Annotated in this window: 18 protein-coding genes; 11 read left to right on the forward strand and 7 right to left on the reverse strand. The window is 71.4% G+C overall.

Annotated elements, in window-relative coordinates:
* Positions 1-3 precede the first annotated feature (3 nt).
* The 6 genes from K7854_RS14770 to K7854_RS14795 all read right to left on the reverse strand — a co-directional run bounded on the left by K7854_RS14770 (position 4) and on the right by K7854_RS14795 (position 6,469).
* Positions 4-882, reverse strand: coding sequence for an SAM-dependent methyltransferase (locus K7854_RS14770; protein ID WP_226026942.1), 879 nt, complete (start codon positions 880-882; stop codon positions 4-6).
* A gap of 44 nt (positions 883-926) precedes the next feature.
* Positions 927-2,504: an ABC1 kinase family protein gene (locus tag K7854_RS14775; RefSeq protein WP_226026943.1), complete on the reverse strand. Its 1,578-nt coding sequence runs from the start codon at positions 2,502-2,504 to the stop codon at positions 927-929.
* A 91-nt stretch (positions 2,505-2,595) separates the two neighbouring features.
* Positions 2,596-3,273 carry a hypothetical protein gene (locus tag K7854_RS14780; RefSeq protein WP_226026944.1) on the reverse strand — a complete coding sequence of 226 codons (678 nt, stop codon included), beginning with the start codon at positions 3,271-3,273 and terminating at the stop codon, positions 2,596-2,598.
* 53 nt (positions 3,274-3,326) lie between these two features.
* A complete protein-coding gene (locus K7854_RS14785; protein ID WP_226026945.1) occupies positions 3,327-3,923 on the reverse strand; it encodes an RNA polymerase sigma factor in 597 nt (198 codons plus the stop codon).
* Between the two features lie 79 nt (positions 3,924-4,002).
* Positions 4,003-5,760 (reverse strand): NAD(P)/FAD-dependent oxidoreductase, encoded by a 1,758-nt coding sequence (locus tag K7854_RS14790; RefSeq protein WP_226026946.1) that lies wholly within the window; start codon positions 5,758-5,760, stop codon positions 4,003-4,005.
* A 49-nt stretch (positions 5,761-5,809) separates the two neighbouring features.
* Complete coding sequence (locus K7854_RS14795; RefSeq protein WP_226026947.1) at positions 5,810-6,469, reverse strand: HD domain-containing protein; 660 nt, start codon at positions 6,467-6,469, stop codon at positions 5,810-5,812.
* 348 nt (positions 6,470-6,817) lie between these two features.
* On the opposite strand from K7854_RS14795, the gene K7854_RS14800 reads away from it, so the two are divergent.
* From K7854_RS14800 to K7854_RS14840, 9 genes are all read left to right on the forward strand, one after another.
* Positions 6,818-7,957: an SDR family oxidoreductase gene (locus tag K7854_RS14800; RefSeq protein ID WP_226026948.1), complete on the forward strand. Its 1,140-nt coding sequence runs from the start codon at positions 6,818-6,820 to the stop codon at positions 7,955-7,957.
* A gap of 70 nt (positions 7,958-8,027) precedes the next feature.
* Complete coding sequence (locus K7854_RS14805; protein WP_226026949.1) at positions 8,028-8,300, forward strand: acyl carrier protein; 273 nt, start codon at positions 8,028-8,030, stop codon at positions 8,298-8,300.
* A complete protein-coding gene (locus K7854_RS14810) occupies positions 8,300-9,262 on the forward strand; it encodes a ketoacyl-ACP synthase III (RefSeq protein ID WP_226026950.1) in 963 nt (320 codons plus the stop codon). Before K7854_RS14805 ends, K7854_RS14810 begins: the two co-directional genes overlap by 1 nt.
* A gap of 10 nt (positions 9,263-9,272) precedes the next feature.
* Positions 9,273-10,244, forward strand: coding sequence for a thiamine pyrophosphate-dependent dehydrogenase E1 component subunit alpha (locus K7854_RS14815; protein WP_226026951.1), 972 nt, complete (start codon positions 9,273-9,275; stop codon positions 10,242-10,244).
* A complete protein-coding gene (locus tag K7854_RS14820) occupies positions 10,241-11,254 on the forward strand; it encodes an alpha-ketoacid dehydrogenase subunit beta (RefSeq protein ID WP_226026952.1) in 1,014 nt (337 codons plus the stop codon). Before K7854_RS14815 ends, K7854_RS14820 begins: the two co-directional genes overlap by 4 nt.
* Complete coding sequence (locus K7854_RS14825; protein ID WP_226026953.1) at positions 11,251-12,369, forward strand: 2-oxo acid dehydrogenase subunit E2; 1,119 nt, start codon at positions 11,251-11,253, stop codon at positions 12,367-12,369. The genes K7854_RS14820 and K7854_RS14825 overlap by 4 nt, the downstream gene beginning before the upstream one ends.
* A gap of 106 nt (positions 12,370-12,475) precedes the next feature.
* Positions 12,476-12,733 carry an acyl carrier protein gene (locus K7854_RS14830; protein WP_226026954.1) on the forward strand — a complete coding sequence of 86 codons (258 nt, stop codon included), beginning with the start codon at positions 12,476-12,478 and terminating at the stop codon, positions 12,731-12,733.
* Positions 12,730-14,022 carry a beta-ketoacyl-[acyl-carrier-protein] synthase family protein gene (locus K7854_RS14835; RefSeq protein WP_226026955.1) on the forward strand — a complete coding sequence of 431 codons (1,293 nt, stop codon included), beginning with the start codon at positions 12,730-12,732 and terminating at the stop codon, positions 14,020-14,022. The genes K7854_RS14830 and K7854_RS14835 overlap by 4 nt, the downstream gene beginning before the upstream one ends.
* Positions 14,019-14,888, forward strand: coding sequence for an esterase/lipase family protein (locus K7854_RS14840; protein WP_226026956.1), 870 nt, complete (start codon positions 14,019-14,021; stop codon positions 14,886-14,888). Before K7854_RS14835 ends, K7854_RS14840 begins: the two co-directional genes overlap by 4 nt.
* Here the strand turns inward: K7854_RS14840 and K7854_RS14845 are convergent.
* Entirely contained in the window at positions 14,840-15,718 is an 879-nt protein-coding gene (locus K7854_RS14845) for an alpha/beta fold hydrolase (RefSeq protein WP_226026957.1), read from the reverse strand. The genes K7854_RS14840 and K7854_RS14845 overlap by 49 nt on opposite strands.
* 153 nt (positions 15,719-15,871) lie before the next feature.
* On the opposite strand from K7854_RS14845, the gene K7854_RS14850 reads away from it, so the two are divergent.
* Both K7854_RS14850 and K7854_RS14855 read left to right on the forward strand, forming a co-directional pair.
* Positions 15,872-16,768, forward strand: a complete 897-nt coding sequence (locus K7854_RS14850; RefSeq protein ID WP_226026958.1) for an RNA polymerase sigma-70 factor — start codon at positions 15,872-15,874, stop codon at positions 16,766-16,768.
* 187 nt (positions 16,769-16,955) lie between these two features.
* Complete coding sequence (locus tag K7854_RS14855; protein ID WP_226026959.1) at positions 16,956-17,717, forward strand: GntR family transcriptional regulator; 762 nt, start codon at positions 16,956-16,958, stop codon at positions 17,715-17,717.
* Positions 17,718-17,729: the final 12 nt, after the last annotated feature.

Genomic DNA, 17,729 nt, shown 5'->3' on the forward strand with positions numbered 1-17,729 from the left:
GGGTCAGGGCGTGCGGCGCAGCGTTCCGGTGGTGAGGAAGACGCTGTCCGCGGCGGCCGTGCCGATCAGCGGCAGATACGGGGTCAGGCGCTCTACCGCGTACGGCAGCGTGTACAGGTCGGCGGCCGCCGCGTCCCAGCCGTGCTCGGCCCACCAGCGCTCCGGATCGGCGATCTGCCAGTTCCAGGCCAGTCCGATCGTCGCCAGGGCGTCCATGAAGGGCGCGACGAACGAGGAGGACATGGTCGCGGAGTTCACGCACTCGGCGCCGAACATGCTGCCGGGGGCGGAGAGTTCGGTCATCGCGGTGACGACGGCCGCCACCTCCGGGGGCCGGAGGAAATACAGGGGTGCCTCCCAGAGCCATGCGGTGGGCCTGCCGGGATCGAATCCCGCCGCCCCGAGTTCCTCCTGCCAGGGTGCCGCACCGTCGGCTTCGACGACGGTGCGGCGTCCGCAGGAGAGCCGGCTCAAGTCCAGTACCCGTTCCTTGAAGGCCAGTACGGCCGCGTCCTCCACCTCGAAGACGTGCACCCCGGTCGGCCAGTCGAGCCGGAAGGCACGGGTGTCAAGACCGGCGCCGAGCAGCACCACCTGGCGGCAGCCCGAACGGGCCGCGGTGAGAACGTAGTCGTCGAAGAAGCGGGTGCGGACCACCTGATAGTCGGGCAGCAGGCGCTGCAGCGGTCCGTCTCCGGGCGGGCCCCCGTCGAACCCGGCCGCGTGGAGGAAGTCGGCGGCCCACGGGTCGCGGACGATCGGCGCGGGCCGGAGGTTCTCCGCCGCGTGTGCGGCGGCCGTCCAGAGCGCCGCGCGGGGAATGCCGTGCGGGGTCGCGGCGGGCGGCGCGAACGGTGACTGCGGACGTGTGGTTTCCGGCATGGGATCTCCTTGAGGTGGGGCAGGGGCGGCTGGGCGGCCCCGGATCATCCGGAGCGGCGACGGCCCAGCAGGAAGGCCGCGGCACCCAGCGCGAGCAGGCTTCCGGAGGGGCGGGTGGGCCGCTGGCCGCCCATCGCGGCGGGGGTGCGCGGCTCGTGGATGTTCAGTGCGAACTGACGGTTGGCCACGTCGGAGAGGACGCCCCGGACCTGTTCGGGGCTGGTGACGGCGGCCAGCAGAAGCTCCATGGAGTTCCGGGCGAACTGGTTGCGGCCGAGGAAATCGCGGCCCAGTGCGAAAAGGATCTTCGGCACCTCCGCCTGGAACACCTCGGGCAGTGTGATCTCGGGAGCCAGGCACCGCACCGAACCGTCGAGGTTCGCGAAGGACTTGCCCAGCAGCGAGACGGCCGGCGGCGAACCGATTCCGCGTTTGGTCGCCTTGGCCAGCACCGTCGTGAGCGCGACGCCGAAGTTCATGTCCTCCAGTGAGAGATGGGAGACCGTGGGCACGAACGCGGCCATGTCGGCGGCGAACGCGGGCATGTTGGCCCACGGCGTCAGCCGGCCCATCTCCGCCCAGTGCTGCGCCAGCCCGGCCCCGTCGTTCTGCGCCATGGCCATGAACAGCGGCAGCAGCTGAAGACTGGTCCTGCGGTCCAGGCGGCCGACCATGCCCCAGTCGATCAGCGTCGCGGGTCCGCCGGGAGCGGCGAAGACGTTGCCGGCGTGCGGGTCGGCGTGGAAGAAGCGATGGACGAAATACCCGTGGTACATGAACCGCAGCAGGTCCTTGCCGATCTCCACGCGCTCGTCGTCCGTGAAGTGGGCGGGGTCGACGTGCCGCACCGACTTCCCGTCGGCCAGCGACTGGACCAGGACCCGGGGGCTGGCGTGCAGGACCCGGGGCACCTCCAGGGAGCGGAACGGGCGGACGTGGTCACGGGCCTCGTCCATGTTGCGGGCCTCGCCGGTGAAGTCCAGCTCCGGCTCCATGGCGTCGAAGACCGAGCCGAGCATCGCCTCGATGTCGATGACCTCGTTGAACCGGGGCGCGACACGGGCCACGATCTTCGACGCCCGGCGCATCAGGGCCATGTCCGCGAGTACGCCCTCGCGGATGCCGGGTCGCTGGATCTTCACCACGGCCGCGCGCCCGCCGGGCAGCGTCACGCGGTAGACCTGGGCGAGGGACGCCGCCCCCAGCGGGGCGACGGTCTCGATGTCGTCGAAGCGCAGCTTCCAGTTCGGCCCGAGGTCCCGGGCCAGTACCGGCTCGAACTCAGAGAACGGCTGGACGTCGACCTCGTCGTGCAGGTTCTGCAGTTCGTCGCGGATGGACTGGGGGACCATGTCGGGCCGGGTGGAGAGGACCTGGCCGAGTTTCACGTAGAAGGGGCCGAGGCTCTCCAGGGCATGTCGTACCGCCTTGGCGCGGCGCTGCTCCGCCCCGGCGGTGGCCTCGGCCGCGGACCCGGCGGAGCCGTCGAGGCCCTCCGCCGGGGACCGCATGTCCCGCTTCGTACGCCTCCGCAGCCGGGTCGCCTGTCCCACCTCGTCGGCCACGAGGCTGCCCAGGACCCTGACCACGAGACGCAGCCGATCGCCGACGACAGACGTCATCGTGTGTGATCCTCCTCAGATCGGGACCCGGTACGGAACGGCGGTCGGCGTACGGCACGGAGCCGGCCGGGGCGGGACGGTGAACGACTGGTCAGCTGGAGGACGAGGACTGCCCGCCCCGGGACTGACCGCCGCCCTGCTGTCCGGTGAGGCCCTGCAGCGCCGCCAGCCCCTGCTGACCGGCCTGGGCCGGCAGGTTGGTCAGGTTCTGCAGGCCCTGGACCGCCTCGAGGAGCTTGGGCAGCACCTGGAGCAGCTGGGTGAGCTGGCCCGGGAGCGCCATCAGGTCGCCCGCCCCGCTCGCCGCGTGTCCGAGGCCTCCGGCCAGCTGACCGAGCCCGCCGAGCGCGCCGGCCGCGCCGCCGACCGCGGCGAGCGGATTGGCCGCCCCGCCCAGCGCGGCCAGGGGGTTGCCCGCCCCGCCCAGCGCGGCCGCGAGCGGGTTGCCGCCGCCCGCGGCGCCGGTGAGCGCGGCCAGGGGGTTCTGCGCTGCGCCCGCGCCGGTCCCGCCGAGTGCGGCCAGCGGATTGGTGACACCCGCGAGCGCGGTCGCCGGGTTGACGGCCCCGGCCAGTGCGGCGAGGGCGTTCGGCGGCAGCCCGGCCAGTGTGTCGACGGCGTTGCCGGAGCGGCGCGACGATCCCGAGCCGCGCGACGATCCCGAGTCGTCGTCCCGGTTCAGGAGGTCGTCGAACGCGTCCTTCCAGCTGTCGGTCATATCACCGACCAGATCCTTGAAGATGTCTTGGACGTTCTTGCTGTTGCCCATGAGTGGGGTCCCTTTCCGTTTCTCTGCGATGGGAGAGGTGCGGTTTTCGGGTGTTATCGGGCGCAGCCTTCCAAGGCTTTCGCGCAGACGTTCTTCAATCGTGCGCGGCCCCTGGTGAAGGCGGCTTCGGCCGCCTTGACGGAGATGTTGTGCATGCGGGCGAATTCCGCAGTGGAAATACCCTTGGCGCGGGCGAGTATGACCTCCTGCTCACGCCCCCGCAGGTGTTGTACCTGGCCCAGAAGCCATCTGCCGAAGTCCTCGTCGCAGACGTCCTCCTCGGTCGTGCCCGGGGTTTCCGCGAGCGCCGCACGCTGGAGGAGTCTGCTGCGACGGTCTATGTCGCGGTAGAAGTCGATGCAGAGGCGAAGCGCCACCGACGTCAGAAAGGCGCCGAGTCGATTCCTGTCCAACGCCGCGTGGGCGGCTGCCCGGGCCATGGTTTCCTGAACGCAGTCCTCGGCGTCCTGGAAACTCGGTAGTCTTCGCCGAACCAGCCGCATGAGGCGGTCCTGATGCTGGAAGATTTCTTCCCAGGAGCATTCAGCGGGCGATTGGCAGGTGGAATGTCGCACCATCGTGGATTGCAGCCCGTTGTCTCTCGGATTGAGCAGGGAGAACCGCGGCCGATTTTCCATTTGTTCGGCCATGTGGATTTTCTACCCGAGGCCCTGGAGCGGCAAACCGGAATATGTGCCTCCGTCGGTCGGTGGGAATGTTCTTCCGTACTCATTTCCGAGGCGCGGGCCGCCGCGTCCAGTCGCGGTTCCAGTTGCGCCACATGTCCCGTACGGTCTGGTGCACTTGGGAGCTGCCGGCGCGCAGCTCGGTGGTGTACGCCTGGACCGCTTCCTTGCCCACCAGCCGCGCTCCGCCGGTGAAGTAGGAACCCCGGACGTGCTGCGGTGAGCGGAACTTGCCCCACAGCAGGATCTTCATCAGCGGCCAGAGGGTGAACACCCCGGCCGGGCACCGGTCGTCGGGGTCCAGGGTGCCCCACACCGACGGGACCAGTCCGCTCTCGCCCAGCAGCTCGTAGATGCGTGCGATCGCCTGCTCCTTCGTCAACTCGCCCGCACGATAGGCGAGTACGGCGTCCCGCGTCTGGTCGAACATCCGCTCCACCCAGGGGTTGTCCATACCCTGGAGACCTCGGTACGGCGGCTGCTCCAGCATGTCGAAACAGGCCGGGTCGTGCGTCTTCTCGAACGTCACGGCGGCCTGGTTCTGGGCGTTCGTGCCGTACAGCGTGGTGATGGTCCACACGCGGTTCCAGGCGTTCCACAGGTCGAAGTCGTCGAACGCGATGTAGCTGCAGGACACCAGGTCGTCGTAGAACCGGAACATGCGCTTGGTCCAGTGGTCCAGGTACGCGAACCGGGAGGTGTCGAAGTCGTCCTGGCGCACCGCGTCGATCAGCCGGTGGCCCAGTGCGTTCAGTGCCATCACGGTGACGGCGAGACCGCTGGAGAAGAGCGGGTCGATGAAGTCACTGGCGTGCGGCAGCAGGCACCACCGGTCGCCGACCACCTTCTGCGAGGCGAACTGGGTGCGGTCGGTGGACACGTACGGCCGGACCGCCCGCGCCCGCTCGAACTGCCGGGCCACACTGGGGAACCGGTGCACGTACTGCCAGAACTCCTCCTCCGCGGAGATGTCCTCCGGCCGGGGGTGCTGGTCGAGATCGAGGTTGAGGCCGACACTGCACAACTGGTTCGTGCTGGTCGTCTGGTTGTCGAACGGGATGACCCAGAACCATCCGCCCGGGAACATGTGGTGGAGCGTTCCCTGGCTGAACGGGCTGGGCATGCCGTGCTGTTCACGGGACGGAGCCACGGCGTCGAAGGGGCGCACGTCCACCATGTGCGTGAAGATCGTGCGCGACCTCGTGCGGTAGGGCGGTTCCTGCCGCAGCCCGAGGCGCTCGGGCAGGACCGCCCGCATGCCGCCGGCGTCGACCACGTACGAAGCCCGGAAGGAGCCCCGGTCCCGGGTGACGAGAGTCGCGCCGTCCTCCTCGAACTTCACGTCGTCGACCATGGTGTGGGTGTACGCGGTCACGCCGTAGGACACGGCGACGTGGAACATGTACGCGTCCACGTCCTGCCGGAAGTAGTGCGAGTCGGGACCGAGCGGAGGCCCCCAGGTGGGGTACTGGGTGCACTCGTCGGGCCGGGTGGGCTCACCTTCCCGGTGGTAGATGAAGCTGAAGTTCCGCTTGACCCCGCTGTTCGACGACACGTGGCGGCGCAGTGCCGCGTTGGTCGCCAGGTGATCGAGCTCCGGGACGTCGTAGCGGCGGGCCAGGACCCGGAGCCCGAACGTGGTCTCGGGGACGGTGGACTCTCCGATGGCGAACCGGGGGTGGCCGCTGCCTTCGAGCAGCAGCACACGCACGCCGTGACGTGCGAGTACCGTCCCCAGCATCGTCCCGCCGATGCCGCCTCCGACGATGGCGACATCGAAAACACGCTCGTCTTCTTGCATGTCTGCGGTTCCTTTCGCGACGGGAAGGGCGAGTCGCCGGGCTCCCCGGTCACCGGTGGGTGACCGGGGAGCCCGGCAGCACCCGGCGCAGCCCGCAGGCCGCCAACCGGGCGGAGAAGGAGACGGCGAACCAGGGGGTGGGTGCCAGTCGGGTCAACCGGCGGCGGTCGCCGGGTACTTGCCGCTCGCCGCGCCCGGTGACGTCCAGCCACACGCCGAAGTGCAGCAGTCGCGCCTCGGGTCCGGCGTCGCGAGCGGGGAACGGCCGCATGTGCTCGCGCACCGCACGCGTGAGGGTGGTGCGCCGTACCGTGCCCACCTGATGCCGGGCCAGGAAGTGGTCGAGCAACTGGGCGGAGCGGCCCGGGAATCCACCGCGACCGAGCGGAGTGCGCCCTACCAGCCCGGCGTCGTGGAACGCCGCGGCGGCCAGCAGGCCGACCCGGTCGTAGGCGGTCCCGTGAGTCCGCGCACAGGCGTCGGCCAGCAGGAACGTCCGCAGCGAGTGCAGGGCGACGCGGGGTGGCAGGATCCGGCGCATCTCCTGCAGCGCGGCGCCCGCGAGGGGGTGCCCGAGCAGCTCCGCGAGGGCCGGGTGGCCGAGCAGAGGCTGCCATGCCCCGGGTAACGCCCTCGGCGGATCGGAGTGTGAACTCGCCCCGGTCCCACCGGGATCGGGAACCTCCGGCATCTCAGGCCCTGCGGCCATGGCTCAACCCCCCTTGCCTCACGACCTATTGACTGTGTCCTTCTCATCTGTCTTTACGCTCGGGCCGCCTCTGCCCCCCGCCCTCCGTTTCGCAACGCTGTGTCCGCGTAAGCGCGTTGGCGTGCAACCGACGGCGCGCGATTCCGGTAACGCGCTCCGGGCGTACGTTCCGGGCCGGCCGTGCGGAGTCGTGGTCTGTTCGAATGGATGAGCCCTACTCACCCGTTGTGGGGGTGCGGGTGCGGGTGACGGCCAGGAGGATGCGCCCTGCGCTCCCACTGGTGGAAGATTTCTGTAGTAAACCTCGTGAGGTGCGGGGAGTGTTCAGGGCAGGACCGAATCCCACCTGTGCTGAAATGCGGTGTTGGTATGGCCAGTTTTCCGATCAGCGACGATCTTCGGCTTCCCGCGGAAATCGATGCGTCGGCTCTGCCGGATGTTCCCGAAGGGCCGCCTGAGAGAATTCTGCTGACCGGAGCCACGGGATTCCTCGGCGGTTTCCTGCTCGCCGACCTGCTGGATTCGACCGACGCTCGAATCCTTTGCCTGGTGCGGGCGGAGTCGGCCGCTCAGGCCCGGGAACGGCTCGCCGGCCAGTTGCTCGCCCGGGATGTGCCGGAGCACCACATGTCGCGGATCGACGTCGTGCCGGGCAGCCTGGCGAAGCCGCGGTTCGGCTTGACCGACGAGGAGTTCTCGGGTCTCTCGCGCGACATCGACGTCATTTACCACTGCGGTGCTTGGGTCAATCTCCTGGCGAGTTACCCGATCCTGCGCGGCTGCAATGTGTCGGGGACCCTGGAAATCCTTAGACTGGCGACCCGGACCCGTCGAATTCCCGTGCACTACATCTCGACGATGGGGGTGATCCCGGCGGCCCGGGAGGCCGGGACCGGTGTTTCCGGTTACTGCGCCACCAAATGGGTCGCCGAGCAGCTGGTCGCGCAGGCCGCGGACCGCGGATCGCCCACGATGGTGCACCGGCCCGGTGTGATCCTGGCGGACTCGCGCACCGGCCTGGTGGGGAAGTCGGACTGGTTCGTCCACCTGACGACGGCGAGCATCCGCGCCGGCTGCGCCCCCGACCACCCCGGCCTCCTGCCGGTGGGCACGGTCGACTTCACCAGCCGCGCCATCGTCGACCTGTCCCTGAGCCGGCGTGCCCGAGGACAGGTGTTCCACGTGATCGACCCCGAGCCGCTGCCCTTCCGGTCGTACTTCCAGGGCTTCGCGGACGCGGGTGTCGACCTTCCGCTCGTTGCGTTCGACACCTGGCTGGAGCGGCTTCGCGACCTGGGCGACGAGGTTCCCCGCAGCACCCTGAGGCTGGCCGGCGAGACCCTCCGGCAGATGATCCCGGACCCGGGGCAGGACACCGCCGGCCCCACCGCGGCGGCTGCGCACCGCGCCCCGCCGGTGCTCGACTCCGACTACTTCCGCAGGATGCTCGCCTTCCTGAACCGCGACGCCCTGCTGCCCGCCCGGTGACGCACGCGCGGTCCTCTCCTCCCGTCCCTCCCGTCACCCCTCCCCGCACCTCATCAGCTGGAGTTCTTGCATGTCCCCTTTCACCCTGGAAGACCTGACGGCGATGGTGGCCGAGATCGCCGGCGCCGAAGCGGCCCGGGCGCTCGCGGAGCAGCCGGCCGACGCGCCCTTCACCTCGTTGGGCTTCGACTCGATGGCCGTCATCGAACTGGCCGAGCGGATCCAGGAGCGCTACGGCGTCCCCATCCCGGACGAGGCGGTGCACGACCTGCGCACCGTCCGGCGGACCCTCGACTACGTGAACGGCCAGGCAGCCGTCGCCGCGGCGGACGGAGCCCGCTGATGGCCCGGGGCGCGGGACGGCTGACCGGCATCGGCGTCTACCGCCCCGGTGGCCTGCTCACCAGCGCCGAACTCGACACCAGGTTCGGCCACGAGGACGGCTATATCGAGCAGATCACCGGAATCCGGACCAGGCTGAAAGCCGACCCCGACGACACCTTCGTCGAGATGGCCGCGCAGGCGGCGGACAAGGCCCTGGCCCACGCGGGCGTGCTCGCCGAGGACCTGGACTGCGTCCTGTTCTCCTCCGCCAGCAGCGTCGGCCAGGCATCGTGCCGGGCCGCCAGTCTCACCCACCGCATCGGAGCCGGCCGGGCCGGCGGGTTCGACGTCAACGGCGGGTGCGCCGGGTTCAGTTACGGGCTGACCCTGGCCTCCGGACTCATCGCCGCACAGCAGGCGCGTCAGATCCTGGTCGTCGCCGCCGAGCGGCTGAGCGACATCACCGACCCCGACGACTGCGCGACCGTCATGGTCTTCGGCGACGCCGCCGGGGCGGCGGTGGTCAGCGCCGCGGACCACGCCGGGATCGGACCGGCGGTGTGGGGAACCCACGGCCCCGGTGAGCCCTGGATGACCAGCGCCCCGCCCAAACCCGGTGCCCCCCGCCCGTACATGCACATGGACGGCACCCGGGTGGTCCGCTGGTTCGGTTCGCACATGCCGCAGGTGGCCCGGGACGCACTCGACGCGGCCGGGCTCACCTGGGACGACATCGCCGCCTTCGTGCCGCACCAGTGCAACGGGCGGCTGATCGACGCGATGGTGCGCCGACTGCGCCCGCCCGAGCACGTGGCGGTCGCCCGCAGCATCGTCACCGACGGCAACACCAGTTCGGCGTCCATCCCGCTGGCTCTGGAGTCGCTGCTCGCCTCGGCCACCGTACGGCCCGGCGACAAGGCGCTGCTCCTGGGCTTCGGCGCCGGGCTGACCTGGTGCGCCCAGGTGGTCGAACTTCCGTAAGGAGCACCTCATGAACGTCACGTCCGCGTCCCCCGCGGTCGACCTCGGGCCCGCCGGCGAAGCCGAAGCCGGTGTCGTGGCCCGTCCCCTGTCCCGTCTGTCCGACGCCGATCTCGGCACCCTGCTGATGATCCGCCACTTCGAACTGGCCGTGCTTGAGCTGTTCTCCCAGGGCCGGCTGCACGGCACCACGCACACCTGCCTCGGCCAGGAGTACATCCCCGTCGCGCTCTACCCGCTGCTGGACGAGGGCGACTACGTCTTCAGCAACCACCGCGGGCACGGCCACTACCTGGCCCGCTTCCACGACCCGCACGGCCTGCTCGCGGAGATCATGGGGCGGGCCGGTGCCGTCTGCCACGGCGTGGGCGGCAGCCAGCACATCTACCGCGACCGCTACCTGTCGACCGGCGTACAGGGCCAGAGCCTGCCCGTCGCCGTGGGAGTCGGCCTGCACCTGAAGGGGGCCGAGCCGGGCCGGATCGCGGTGGTCCACATCGGCGACGGCACCTGGGGCGAGGGCGCCGTGTACGAGGCGCTCAACATGGCGCAGCTGTGGCAGGTCCCGGTGCTCGTGGTGGTGGAGCACAACGGGATCGCCCAGTCGACACCGACCGAGCGGCAGATGTCCGGCACCGTCGCGGCCCGGGCCGCGGCGTTCGGCGTCGGCCACCTGCGGATCGACTCCGTGGACGTCACCGACGTACGGGCCGCCCTCACCCCCGTGGTCGAGCAGGTCCGCGACCGGCACCGGCCGTACGTGGTCGAGTGCGTCACCCACCGTGTGGGCCCGCACAGCAAGGGGGACGACACCCGCGCGGCCGAGGTCCGTGAGCGGGCCGCCCGGCACGACTGGTACCGCCGCTACCGACAGTGCCATCCCGCCCAGTTCGCCGCCGCCGACCAGGCACAGGCTCAGGCCGTCGCGGCCGTCGTACGAGAGGTCGGCGCGCGTCCGGCCTCCCGTTGGGAGGCCCGATGACCAGGCGCCAGCGCGTGGCCGAGAACCTCAACAGCGCACTGCACCACCTGCTCGGCGCCCACCCCGGCACGTATCTGATCGGCGAGGACGTCGCCGACCCCTACGGCGGGGCGTTCAAGGTGACCCGGGGGCTCTCCGACCGCTTCCCGGACCGGGTGCTGTCCTCACCGCTGAGCGAGGGCGGCATCGCCGGGGTGGGCGCGGGCCTGGCCCTGGCCGGCAACCGGTCCGTGGTCGAGATGATGTTCTCGGACTTCGCCGCGCTGGCCTTCGACCCGCTGCTGAACTTCGCCGCCAAGTCCGTGTCGATGTACGGCCGCAGGGTCCCGATGAGCATGGTCGTGCGCTGCCCCACCGGCGGCAACCGGGGGTACGGCCCGACGCACAGCCAGAGCCTGCAGAAGCACTTCCTCGGCATTCCCTCGCTGCACCTGCGGGAAGTCTCCCCCTTCCACGACAACCGGCGCGTACTGACCGCGATGCTCGACCGCGAGGAGCCCGGTGTGCTCTTCGAGGACAAGGTGCTCTACACCCGCGCCATGTACCAGGAGGGGGTCGTGGACGACCTCTTCCGCTACGAGGTGCTGGCCGATCCCAGCGAGACCGCCCGGGTGTTCGCGCCGGACTGCGGGCCCCCCGACTGGATCGTCCTGGCCCCGGGCGGGCTCACCGAACGGGCCGTCACCGCCCTGCGCACCCTGCTCCTCGAAGAGGAGATCACGTGTGAACTGCTGGTGCCCTCCCAGCTCTACCCCTTCGACAGCAAGGCGCTGCTCCCGGTGCTGTCCCGTGCCGACCGCATCTGTGTCCTGGAGGACTCCACGGCCGACGGGACCTGGGGCGAACTGCTCGCACAGCAGCTCCACGAGCAGCTGTGGGGCCGGCTGGCCCGCCCGGTACTGCCGCTGAGCGCCGAGCCGAGCATCGTACCGACCGCGGCGCACCTGGAGCACGACGTGCTGCTCCAGCCCTCCACCATCCACCGCGCGATCACGGAGGCGATGAAGTGATCGGCATCGAGCTGCCCACACTCAACACGAACGACTCCAGCTACACCCTGGTCGAGTGGCTCGTCCCCGACGGCGACAGCATCGAGGGCGAGGAACCGCTGGCGGTGGTGGAGACCTCCAAGGCCAGTGAGGAGATCGAGAGCACCGGCTCCGGAATCCTGCACGTCCTCGTCGGCGGCGGCCAGGAGTGCCGGCCGGGGCAGACCATCGCCTATCTCTTCGAGTCGGCCCAGGAGCGCGACTCCTACCGGGCGTCGGCCGCCACCCCGGCGGCGACATCCGCACCCCCCGGCGCGGAGCTGAGCATCACCAACGCGGCCCGCGAGCTCGCCGACCGCCACGGCGTGTCCGAGGCCGAGCTGCGCGGTCTCGGGCGCACGGTCGTCCGTACGGCCGACGTCGAGGCCCTGGTGCGGCGGGCCGGGGCGGCGCCCGCCTCCGCCGAGCGCCAACTGTCCAAGCAGCAGCGGACGGTGGGGGCGGTGGTGACCGAGTCGATGCGGACCGTTCCGGCCGCGGCCGCCTACGCCAAGGTCGACGTCGGACAGGCGGAGGAACTGGCCCGGCAGCTGTCCGAGCGCACCGGCAGTTTCGTCTCCCTGCCCGTCCTGCTGATCAAGGCGGTGGCGCGGCGGCACGCGGCACATCCCCTGATGTTCGCGGCGCTCACCGACGACGGCGCGGTGCGCGAGAGCGAACGGGCTCATGTGGGCGTCACCATGGACGCGGGCCGAGGTCTGTACACCCCGGTGGTGCACGACGCCGCCGAGCTGACCAGCGACCGGATCGCCGACCTGCTGACCGGCTTCCGGAGCAAGGCGTTCCGGGGCACGTTCCAGGCCGCCGAACTCACCGGGGCCAACATCATGGTCGCCCCGCACACCACCGAGGGCACGGTCCTGGCCACCCCCATCGTCTTCCCCGGCCAGACCTGCGTGATCTCCGTCGGCGCCGTCGACGACCAGGTGCTCCTGGACGCGCAGGGCACTCCTCGCACCCACCGGTTCGTCCACCTCGGCCTGGTCTACGACCACCGGGTGGTCAACGGCCGGGACGCGATGGCCCTGCTCAAGGACGTCAAGGAGGAGCTGGAGGCACCGGCCGCGCTCGCCTGACCGCCGCCCCCGCCGCCACGGAGCCCCCACCACACGGAACCCCCACCACACGGAACCCCACCACCCCCGGGGTACCGCCCGTCGGACCGGAAAGGACACCCCTGACATGACCACCGACACCACGCCCCACAGCCGCGCCTACGACCTGCTCGCCTCGGTTCTCAGCAACAAGTTCGAAGTGCCCCCCGAGGCCATCGTCCCCACCGCGACCTTCGAGCAGCTGGACCTCGACTCACTGGCCGTGGTGGAGCTCTTCGTCGTCCTCACCGAGGAACTCGGCATCGAAGTACAGGACGGCGAGGCCGACCCGGACCTCACCCTGGCCGGCGTGGCCGACCTCCTGGCCGAGGCCGTCAAGCGGTGACCGGCGCCCGTCCCGACGTCGCCGTCACCGGGATCGGCCTGGTCACTCCGGCCGGCACCGGTCGCGAGGCCACCTGGGACGGGGTGTGCGCGGGCCGCCCCACCGCCCGGCACGTCCCCGAACTCAAGGGTCTCGACGTCGACTTCGCCTGCCTGGTACCGGACTTCTCACCCCGTGATCACGTCCCCGGCTCTCGCCCCTGGCAGTACGACCGCTTCACCCAGTTCGCCCTCTACGCCGCCCTGGAAGCGGTCCGTGACGCCGGCCTGGACCCGGCCGACTGGGACGCGGACCGCGTCGCGGTGGTCTTCGGCAGCTCGGCCGGCGGCACCGGCACCATGCTGGAACAGCACCGCAAGCTGCTCGAAGCGGGCACGGCACGTGTCTCACCGCTGCTGCTGCCGATGTTCCTGCCCAACATGGCCACCGGACAGCTCACCATCCACCTGCGGGCCCGGGGCCCGGCGCTGTGCACGGTCACCGCCTGCGCCTCGGGCGCCACCGCGATCGGCACCGCCCTGCAACTGCTGCGCTCCGGGGCCTGCGACATCGCCGTCGCGGGCGCCTCCGACGCGGTCGTACAGCCCTTCTGGGTCACCGGCTTCGACCGGATGGGCGCGCTGTCCCGGCGCGCCGACGACCCGCAGGCCGCCTCCCGGCCCTTCGACACCGCCCGGGACGGCTTCGTCATGGCGGAGGGCGGTGCGGCCCTGGTCCTGGAGCCGGCGAGTGCGGCCAGGGCCCGCGGACGCACCGGCTACGCCCTGCTGGCGGGCTACGGCGCATCGTCCGACGCCCACCACCCAGTGGCACCCGACCCCGAGGGCAGGGGCGCCGCCCTCGCCGTGCGGCGGGCCCTCGACGACGCCGGCGCCCGCCCCGCGGACGTGCAGCACATCAACGCGCACGGCACCAGCACGCCGCTCAACGACGCCGCCGAGGCCCGGCTGATCCGCCGCCTCTTCCCTCACCGGCCCTCCGTGACCTCGGTCAAGGGCACCCTCGGCCATCTGCTCGGCGCGGCCGGGGCGGTCGAAGCGGCGATCACCGCCCTGTCCGTGGCCCACGGCCGGGTGCCTCCCGTGGCCAACCTCGAGAAACAGGAAGGAGACGCCGAGATCAACGCCGTCACCGGCACCAGCCGGGCGCAGCCCGTCGACCTCGCCCTGAGCCATTCCTTCGGCTTCGGCGGCCACAACGCCGTGCTCGCGTTCAGAAGCTGCCCCACCGAACCGGCCGAGTCGGCCCGGACTCCGAGCCATTCCCCGACGAAATGGAGAGGACCGTGAGTTTCCTCAATCCCCGCAGCCCCGGTCCCAACTCGGACGACATCGGCACGGACATCACCGAGGCCCCGCACCGCCTGCGCGCGATCGCCCAGGCCTGCGGAGCGCAGGTCATCGCGACCGTCGACGTACCGGCGGGAGAGGACGACTGGAACGTCCCGTCCACCGAGGAGCATCCGCGTCCGGTGGTGCTCGTGCACGGCACCTTCGGTAACCGGGGCTACACCTGGAGCACGGCGGCACCGCTGCTGCGCCAGCACGGTCACCGGGTCTTCCGGCTCGACTACGGCCACCACGGCCACCCTGTGATCTTCGGCCTCGGGGACATCAAGCACTCCGCCCGGCAGCTCGCGGAATTCGTCGACGAGGTACTGCGGCGGACCGGCGCCCAGGAGGTCGACGTGGTCGGCTTCTCGCAGGGCGGCATGATGCCGCGCTACTACCTGAACGCCCTGGGCGGCGGAGCCAAGGTGCACAACTTCGTCGGCATCGCGCCCAGCAACCACGGAGTCACGGCGCAGGGACTGATGAACCTCGCCCGCCAGATCACCGGCGCGGTGGAACTGCTCGAACAGGGCGCCGTCGGGGAGGTCGTGCCGGCCTGGCCGCAACTCCAGCACGACCACCCCTTCCAGCGCGAGCTGGCCGACCTGGGCGAGACGACGGAGGGCGTCCGGCACACCGTCATCGCCACCCGGTACGACGACGTGGTCACTCCGTACACGTCGTGCGCCCTCGCGAAGACCGAGGGCCGCTACGTCAACAACATCGTCCTCCAGGACATCGACCCGGACGACCACACCCCGCACGTGAGCATGCCCTACAACGCGACCGTGCTGAACGAAGTCCTCAAGGCCCTGGCCGACTGAGCCCTGCTGCCGTCCAGGAGGACCCGGGCGACCAGCGCCGGGTCGTCGTTCATCGGGACGTGGCCGCAGCCGGGCAGTCGCACCAGGCGGGCCCGCGGGATGGCGTGCTTGGCGCGTATGCCCTGCCGGGGCAGGAGCAGCCGGTCCCGGTCGCCCCACGCCACGGTGACGGGGACGCCGGGGACGTCGTCGGTGAACAGCACGCTCCGCCCGGCCTGGAGCGTCTCGGCGAACCCCTGCGCGTGTGCGAGGGCCAGCGTCTCGGCGACGACCGCCTCGGGGGAGCGGCGGCCGGGGCGGGCGTAGATCGTACTCGTCAGCGCGGTGCGGCCGGCCGTGGTGCGGGACAGCCGCTCGACCAGTGGGAGGGGCAGGCTCCGGGCGGTCCGGCGCATGCCCGTCAGGACACCGAAGGCGTAGCGCCGCTCGGCCTGGGTCCAGAAGCCGGCCGGGGACAGGGCCGTCACCGACCGCACCAGGTTCGCCCGGCCCAGCTCCAGGGCCAGCAGGCCGCCCAGCGAGTTGCCCGCCACATGGGGGCGGTCGAGGCCCAGGGCCGCGCAGAAGGCGCCGAGCACCGCGTTCGTCGTCGGGAGGTCGTGCGGCAGCCCGGTCGGCAGCGCGGGCGACTCCCCGAACCCCGGCAGGTCCACGGCTGTCACCTCGCGCTCGGTCGCGAGGATGTCGACCACCGGGTCCCAGGCCTGCCGGTGGTGACCGATGCCGTGCAGCAGCACCAGCGGCTCGCCGGTGCCCACGCGCGTGTAGGCGAGGGTGAGGTCCCGCGGGCCGTGCGCGGTGGGGGCCGTGAAGGAGAGCGTTGCGGACATGGGGCTCCTTGTCGGGAACAGGTGTTCCGGGAACGTGTGCGCGATGACGTCGGGTAGACAGCTTGTCAGCAATTGCTACCGGCGGGTAGCCCCGGTGTCGGGCACGAGCGAATCCGTCTGGACACCACTGGACGAGTCCGCTGGGATGGAGGGGTGACCACCGACACCGCGACCGACGTCTTCGAAGAGCACCGGCCCGTCCTCCTGGGCGTCGCCTACCGCATGCTGGGCCGCCTGGCCGACGCGGAGGACGTGGTCCAGGAGGCGTGGCTGCGCTGGTCCGGCGCCGACCGGTCCGCCGTGCGCGAGCCGAGGGGCTACCTGGTGCGCGTCACCACCCGCCTCGCCGTCGACCGGCTGCGCCAGGTCAAGTCGCGCGGCGAGACCTACGTCGGCCCGTGGCTCCCCGAGCCCTACGCCACCGACTTCGGGGACGCCGTGCCGGACACCGCCGAGCGGGCCGTGCTCGCCGACTCCGTGTCCCTCGCCGTGCTCGTCGTCCTGGAGTCGCTGTCACCGCTGGAGCGGGCGGTGTTCGTCCTCCGGGAGGCGTTCGGCTATCCGTACGCGGAGATCGCCGCCATGCTGGAGCGCGGCGAGGCCGCCGTGCGCCAGCTCGCCGGACGCGCCCGCAAGCACGTCGACGAGCGGCGCCCCCGCTACGACGTCGATCCGGCCCAGCGCCGCGACCTCACCGAGCGCTTCCTCGCCGCCGCGGCCGACGGCGACCTGGCAGGCCTGCTGGCGACGCTCGCGCCGGACGTCCGGCTGGTGGGCGACAGCGGCGGCAGGTCCAGGGCGCCGCTGCGCGTGCTGGAGAGCGCGGACAAGGTGGGCCGCTTCCTGTTCGCCGTCGCCCAGCAGGGCATCCCCGACGCCACCTTCCACTTCCTGGAGCTCAACGGCGGCCCGGCCGTGCTGGTCCGCTCCGGCGGGAAGCCCGACTCCGTCGTCCAGGTGGACGTCGCCGACGGCCGCATCCAGTCCGTGTACATCATCCGCAACCCGGACAAGCTGGTCTCCCTGGCCGACGCCGCCGACACTCCTTAGCCCGCCCCCCTCCGAGCAGGCTCGCGGCCCCGGCACCCGTCCCGCGACGGGTGCCGGGGCCGTTCTGTGCGCGGGATTGGTCTTGACCAAGGGGGTGGCGCGTTTTATGGTCGCAGAGAACTGCAACAACCTTTAATAAACAAGGGCGTCAAAACGCCGCCGGACCACGGCGATTGCGGAGGACAGGGTGGGGACCACGCAGTTGGAATCGGTGCCGGAGCCGAAGTACTGGCACCTCAGGACCGTGCTCAGCGAGGCCCTGGACTCGGAGTTCGAGGTGGGCGAGATCCTGCCCAACGAACGCGACCTCGCCGCCCGCTTCGGCGTCGCCCGCGCGACCCTGCGCCAGGCCCTGGAACAGCTGGAGCTGGAGGGCAGGCTCCAGCGCCGCCGCGGCGTCGGCACCACCGTGGCCCCGCCGCGGGTCGGCGTGGCGGTCGGCACCCCGGACCACACCTGGCCCGGCACGGCCGACGACGCCTGGCAGCCGGCCGACTGCCGGCTCGCCGCACCCCCCGCCGCCGTGGCCGACGCGCTGGAGACGGACCGCGACGAACCGGTCCACACCGTCCGCCGCTCCCGCGTGAGCCACGGGCAGCCCGTCGCCGCGGAACTGCTGTACGTCCCGCCGGCCTCGGTGCCCGAGCTCACCGCCATCGACGCGCCCTCCGGCCCGGCACGCGCGCGTGCCGTGCTGCGCGAACTGCAGCGCGGGGACCTGGAGCGGCAGGAGAGCGCCGTCGAGCTGGGCTCGGCCGGCGCGGACGACGCGAAGGAACTGGACCGGCTGCCGGGTGCGCCCGTCCTCGTGGTCACCACCCGCTACCTCGCCGGGGGCCGCACCGCCGCCCTGTCCGTCGCCACCTACCGCGCCGACACCTGTCGGCTGACGTTCGGCGAATCCGGCGATGTGCAGATCCACCACGGCCCCCAGACCCAGGCGTCCTGACCGGCCCGTCGC

Source organism: Streptomyces hyderabadensis, assembly GCF_020404845.1.
GTDB classification, from domain to species: domain Bacteria; phylum Actinomycetota; class Actinomycetes; order Streptomycetales; family Streptomycetaceae; genus Streptomyces; species Streptomyces hyderabadensis.

What these genes read in the sequence shown, in the direction of transcription:
- K7854_RS14770 (WP_226026942.1), bottom strand. Translation starts at nt 882, where the DNA reads ATGCCGGAAACCACACGTCCGCAGTCACCGTTCGCGCCGCCCGCCGCG.
- K7854_RS14775 (WP_226026943.1), bottom strand. Translation starts at nt 2,504, where the DNA reads ATGACGTCTGTCGTCGGCGATCGGCTGCGTCTCGTGGTCAGGGTCCTG.
- K7854_RS14780 (WP_226026944.1), bottom strand. Translation starts at nt 3,273, where the DNA reads ATGGGCAACAGCAAGAACGTCCAAGACATCTTCAAGGATCTGGTCGGT.
- K7854_RS14785 (WP_226026945.1), bottom strand. Translation starts at nt 3,923, where the DNA reads ATGGCCGAACAAATGGAAAATCGGCCGCGGTTCTCCCTGCTCAATCCG.
- K7854_RS14790 (WP_226026946.1), bottom strand. Translation starts at nt 5,760, where the DNA reads ATGCAAGAAGACGAGCGTGTTTTCGATGTCGCCATCGTCGGAGGCGGC.
- K7854_RS14795 (WP_226026947.1), bottom strand. Translation starts at nt 6,469, where the DNA reads ATGGCCGCAGGGCCTGAGATGCCGGAGGTTCCCGATCCCGGTGGGACC.
- K7854_RS14805 (WP_226026949.1), top strand. Translation starts at nt 8,028, where the DNA reads ATGTCCCCTTTCACCCTGGAAGACCTGACGGCGATGGTGGCCGAGATC.
- K7854_RS14810 (WP_226026950.1), top strand. Translation starts at nt 8,300, where the DNA reads ATGGCCCGGGGCGCGGGACGGCTGACCGGCATCGGCGTCTACCGCCCC.
- K7854_RS14815 (WP_226026951.1), top strand. Translation starts at nt 9,273, where the DNA reads ATGAACGTCACGTCCGCGTCCCCCGCGGTCGACCTCGGGCCCGCCGGC.
- K7854_RS14820 (WP_226026952.1), top strand. Translation starts at nt 10,241, where the DNA reads ATGACCAGGCGCCAGCGCGTGGCCGAGAACCTCAACAGCGCACTGCAC.
- K7854_RS14830 (WP_226026954.1), top strand. Translation starts at nt 12,476, where the DNA reads ATGACCACCGACACCACGCCCCACAGCCGCGCCTACGACCTGCTCGCC.
- K7854_RS14845 (WP_226026957.1), bottom strand. Translation starts at nt 15,718, where the DNA reads ATGTCCGCAACGCTCTCCTTCACGGCCCCCACCGCGCACGGCCCGCGG.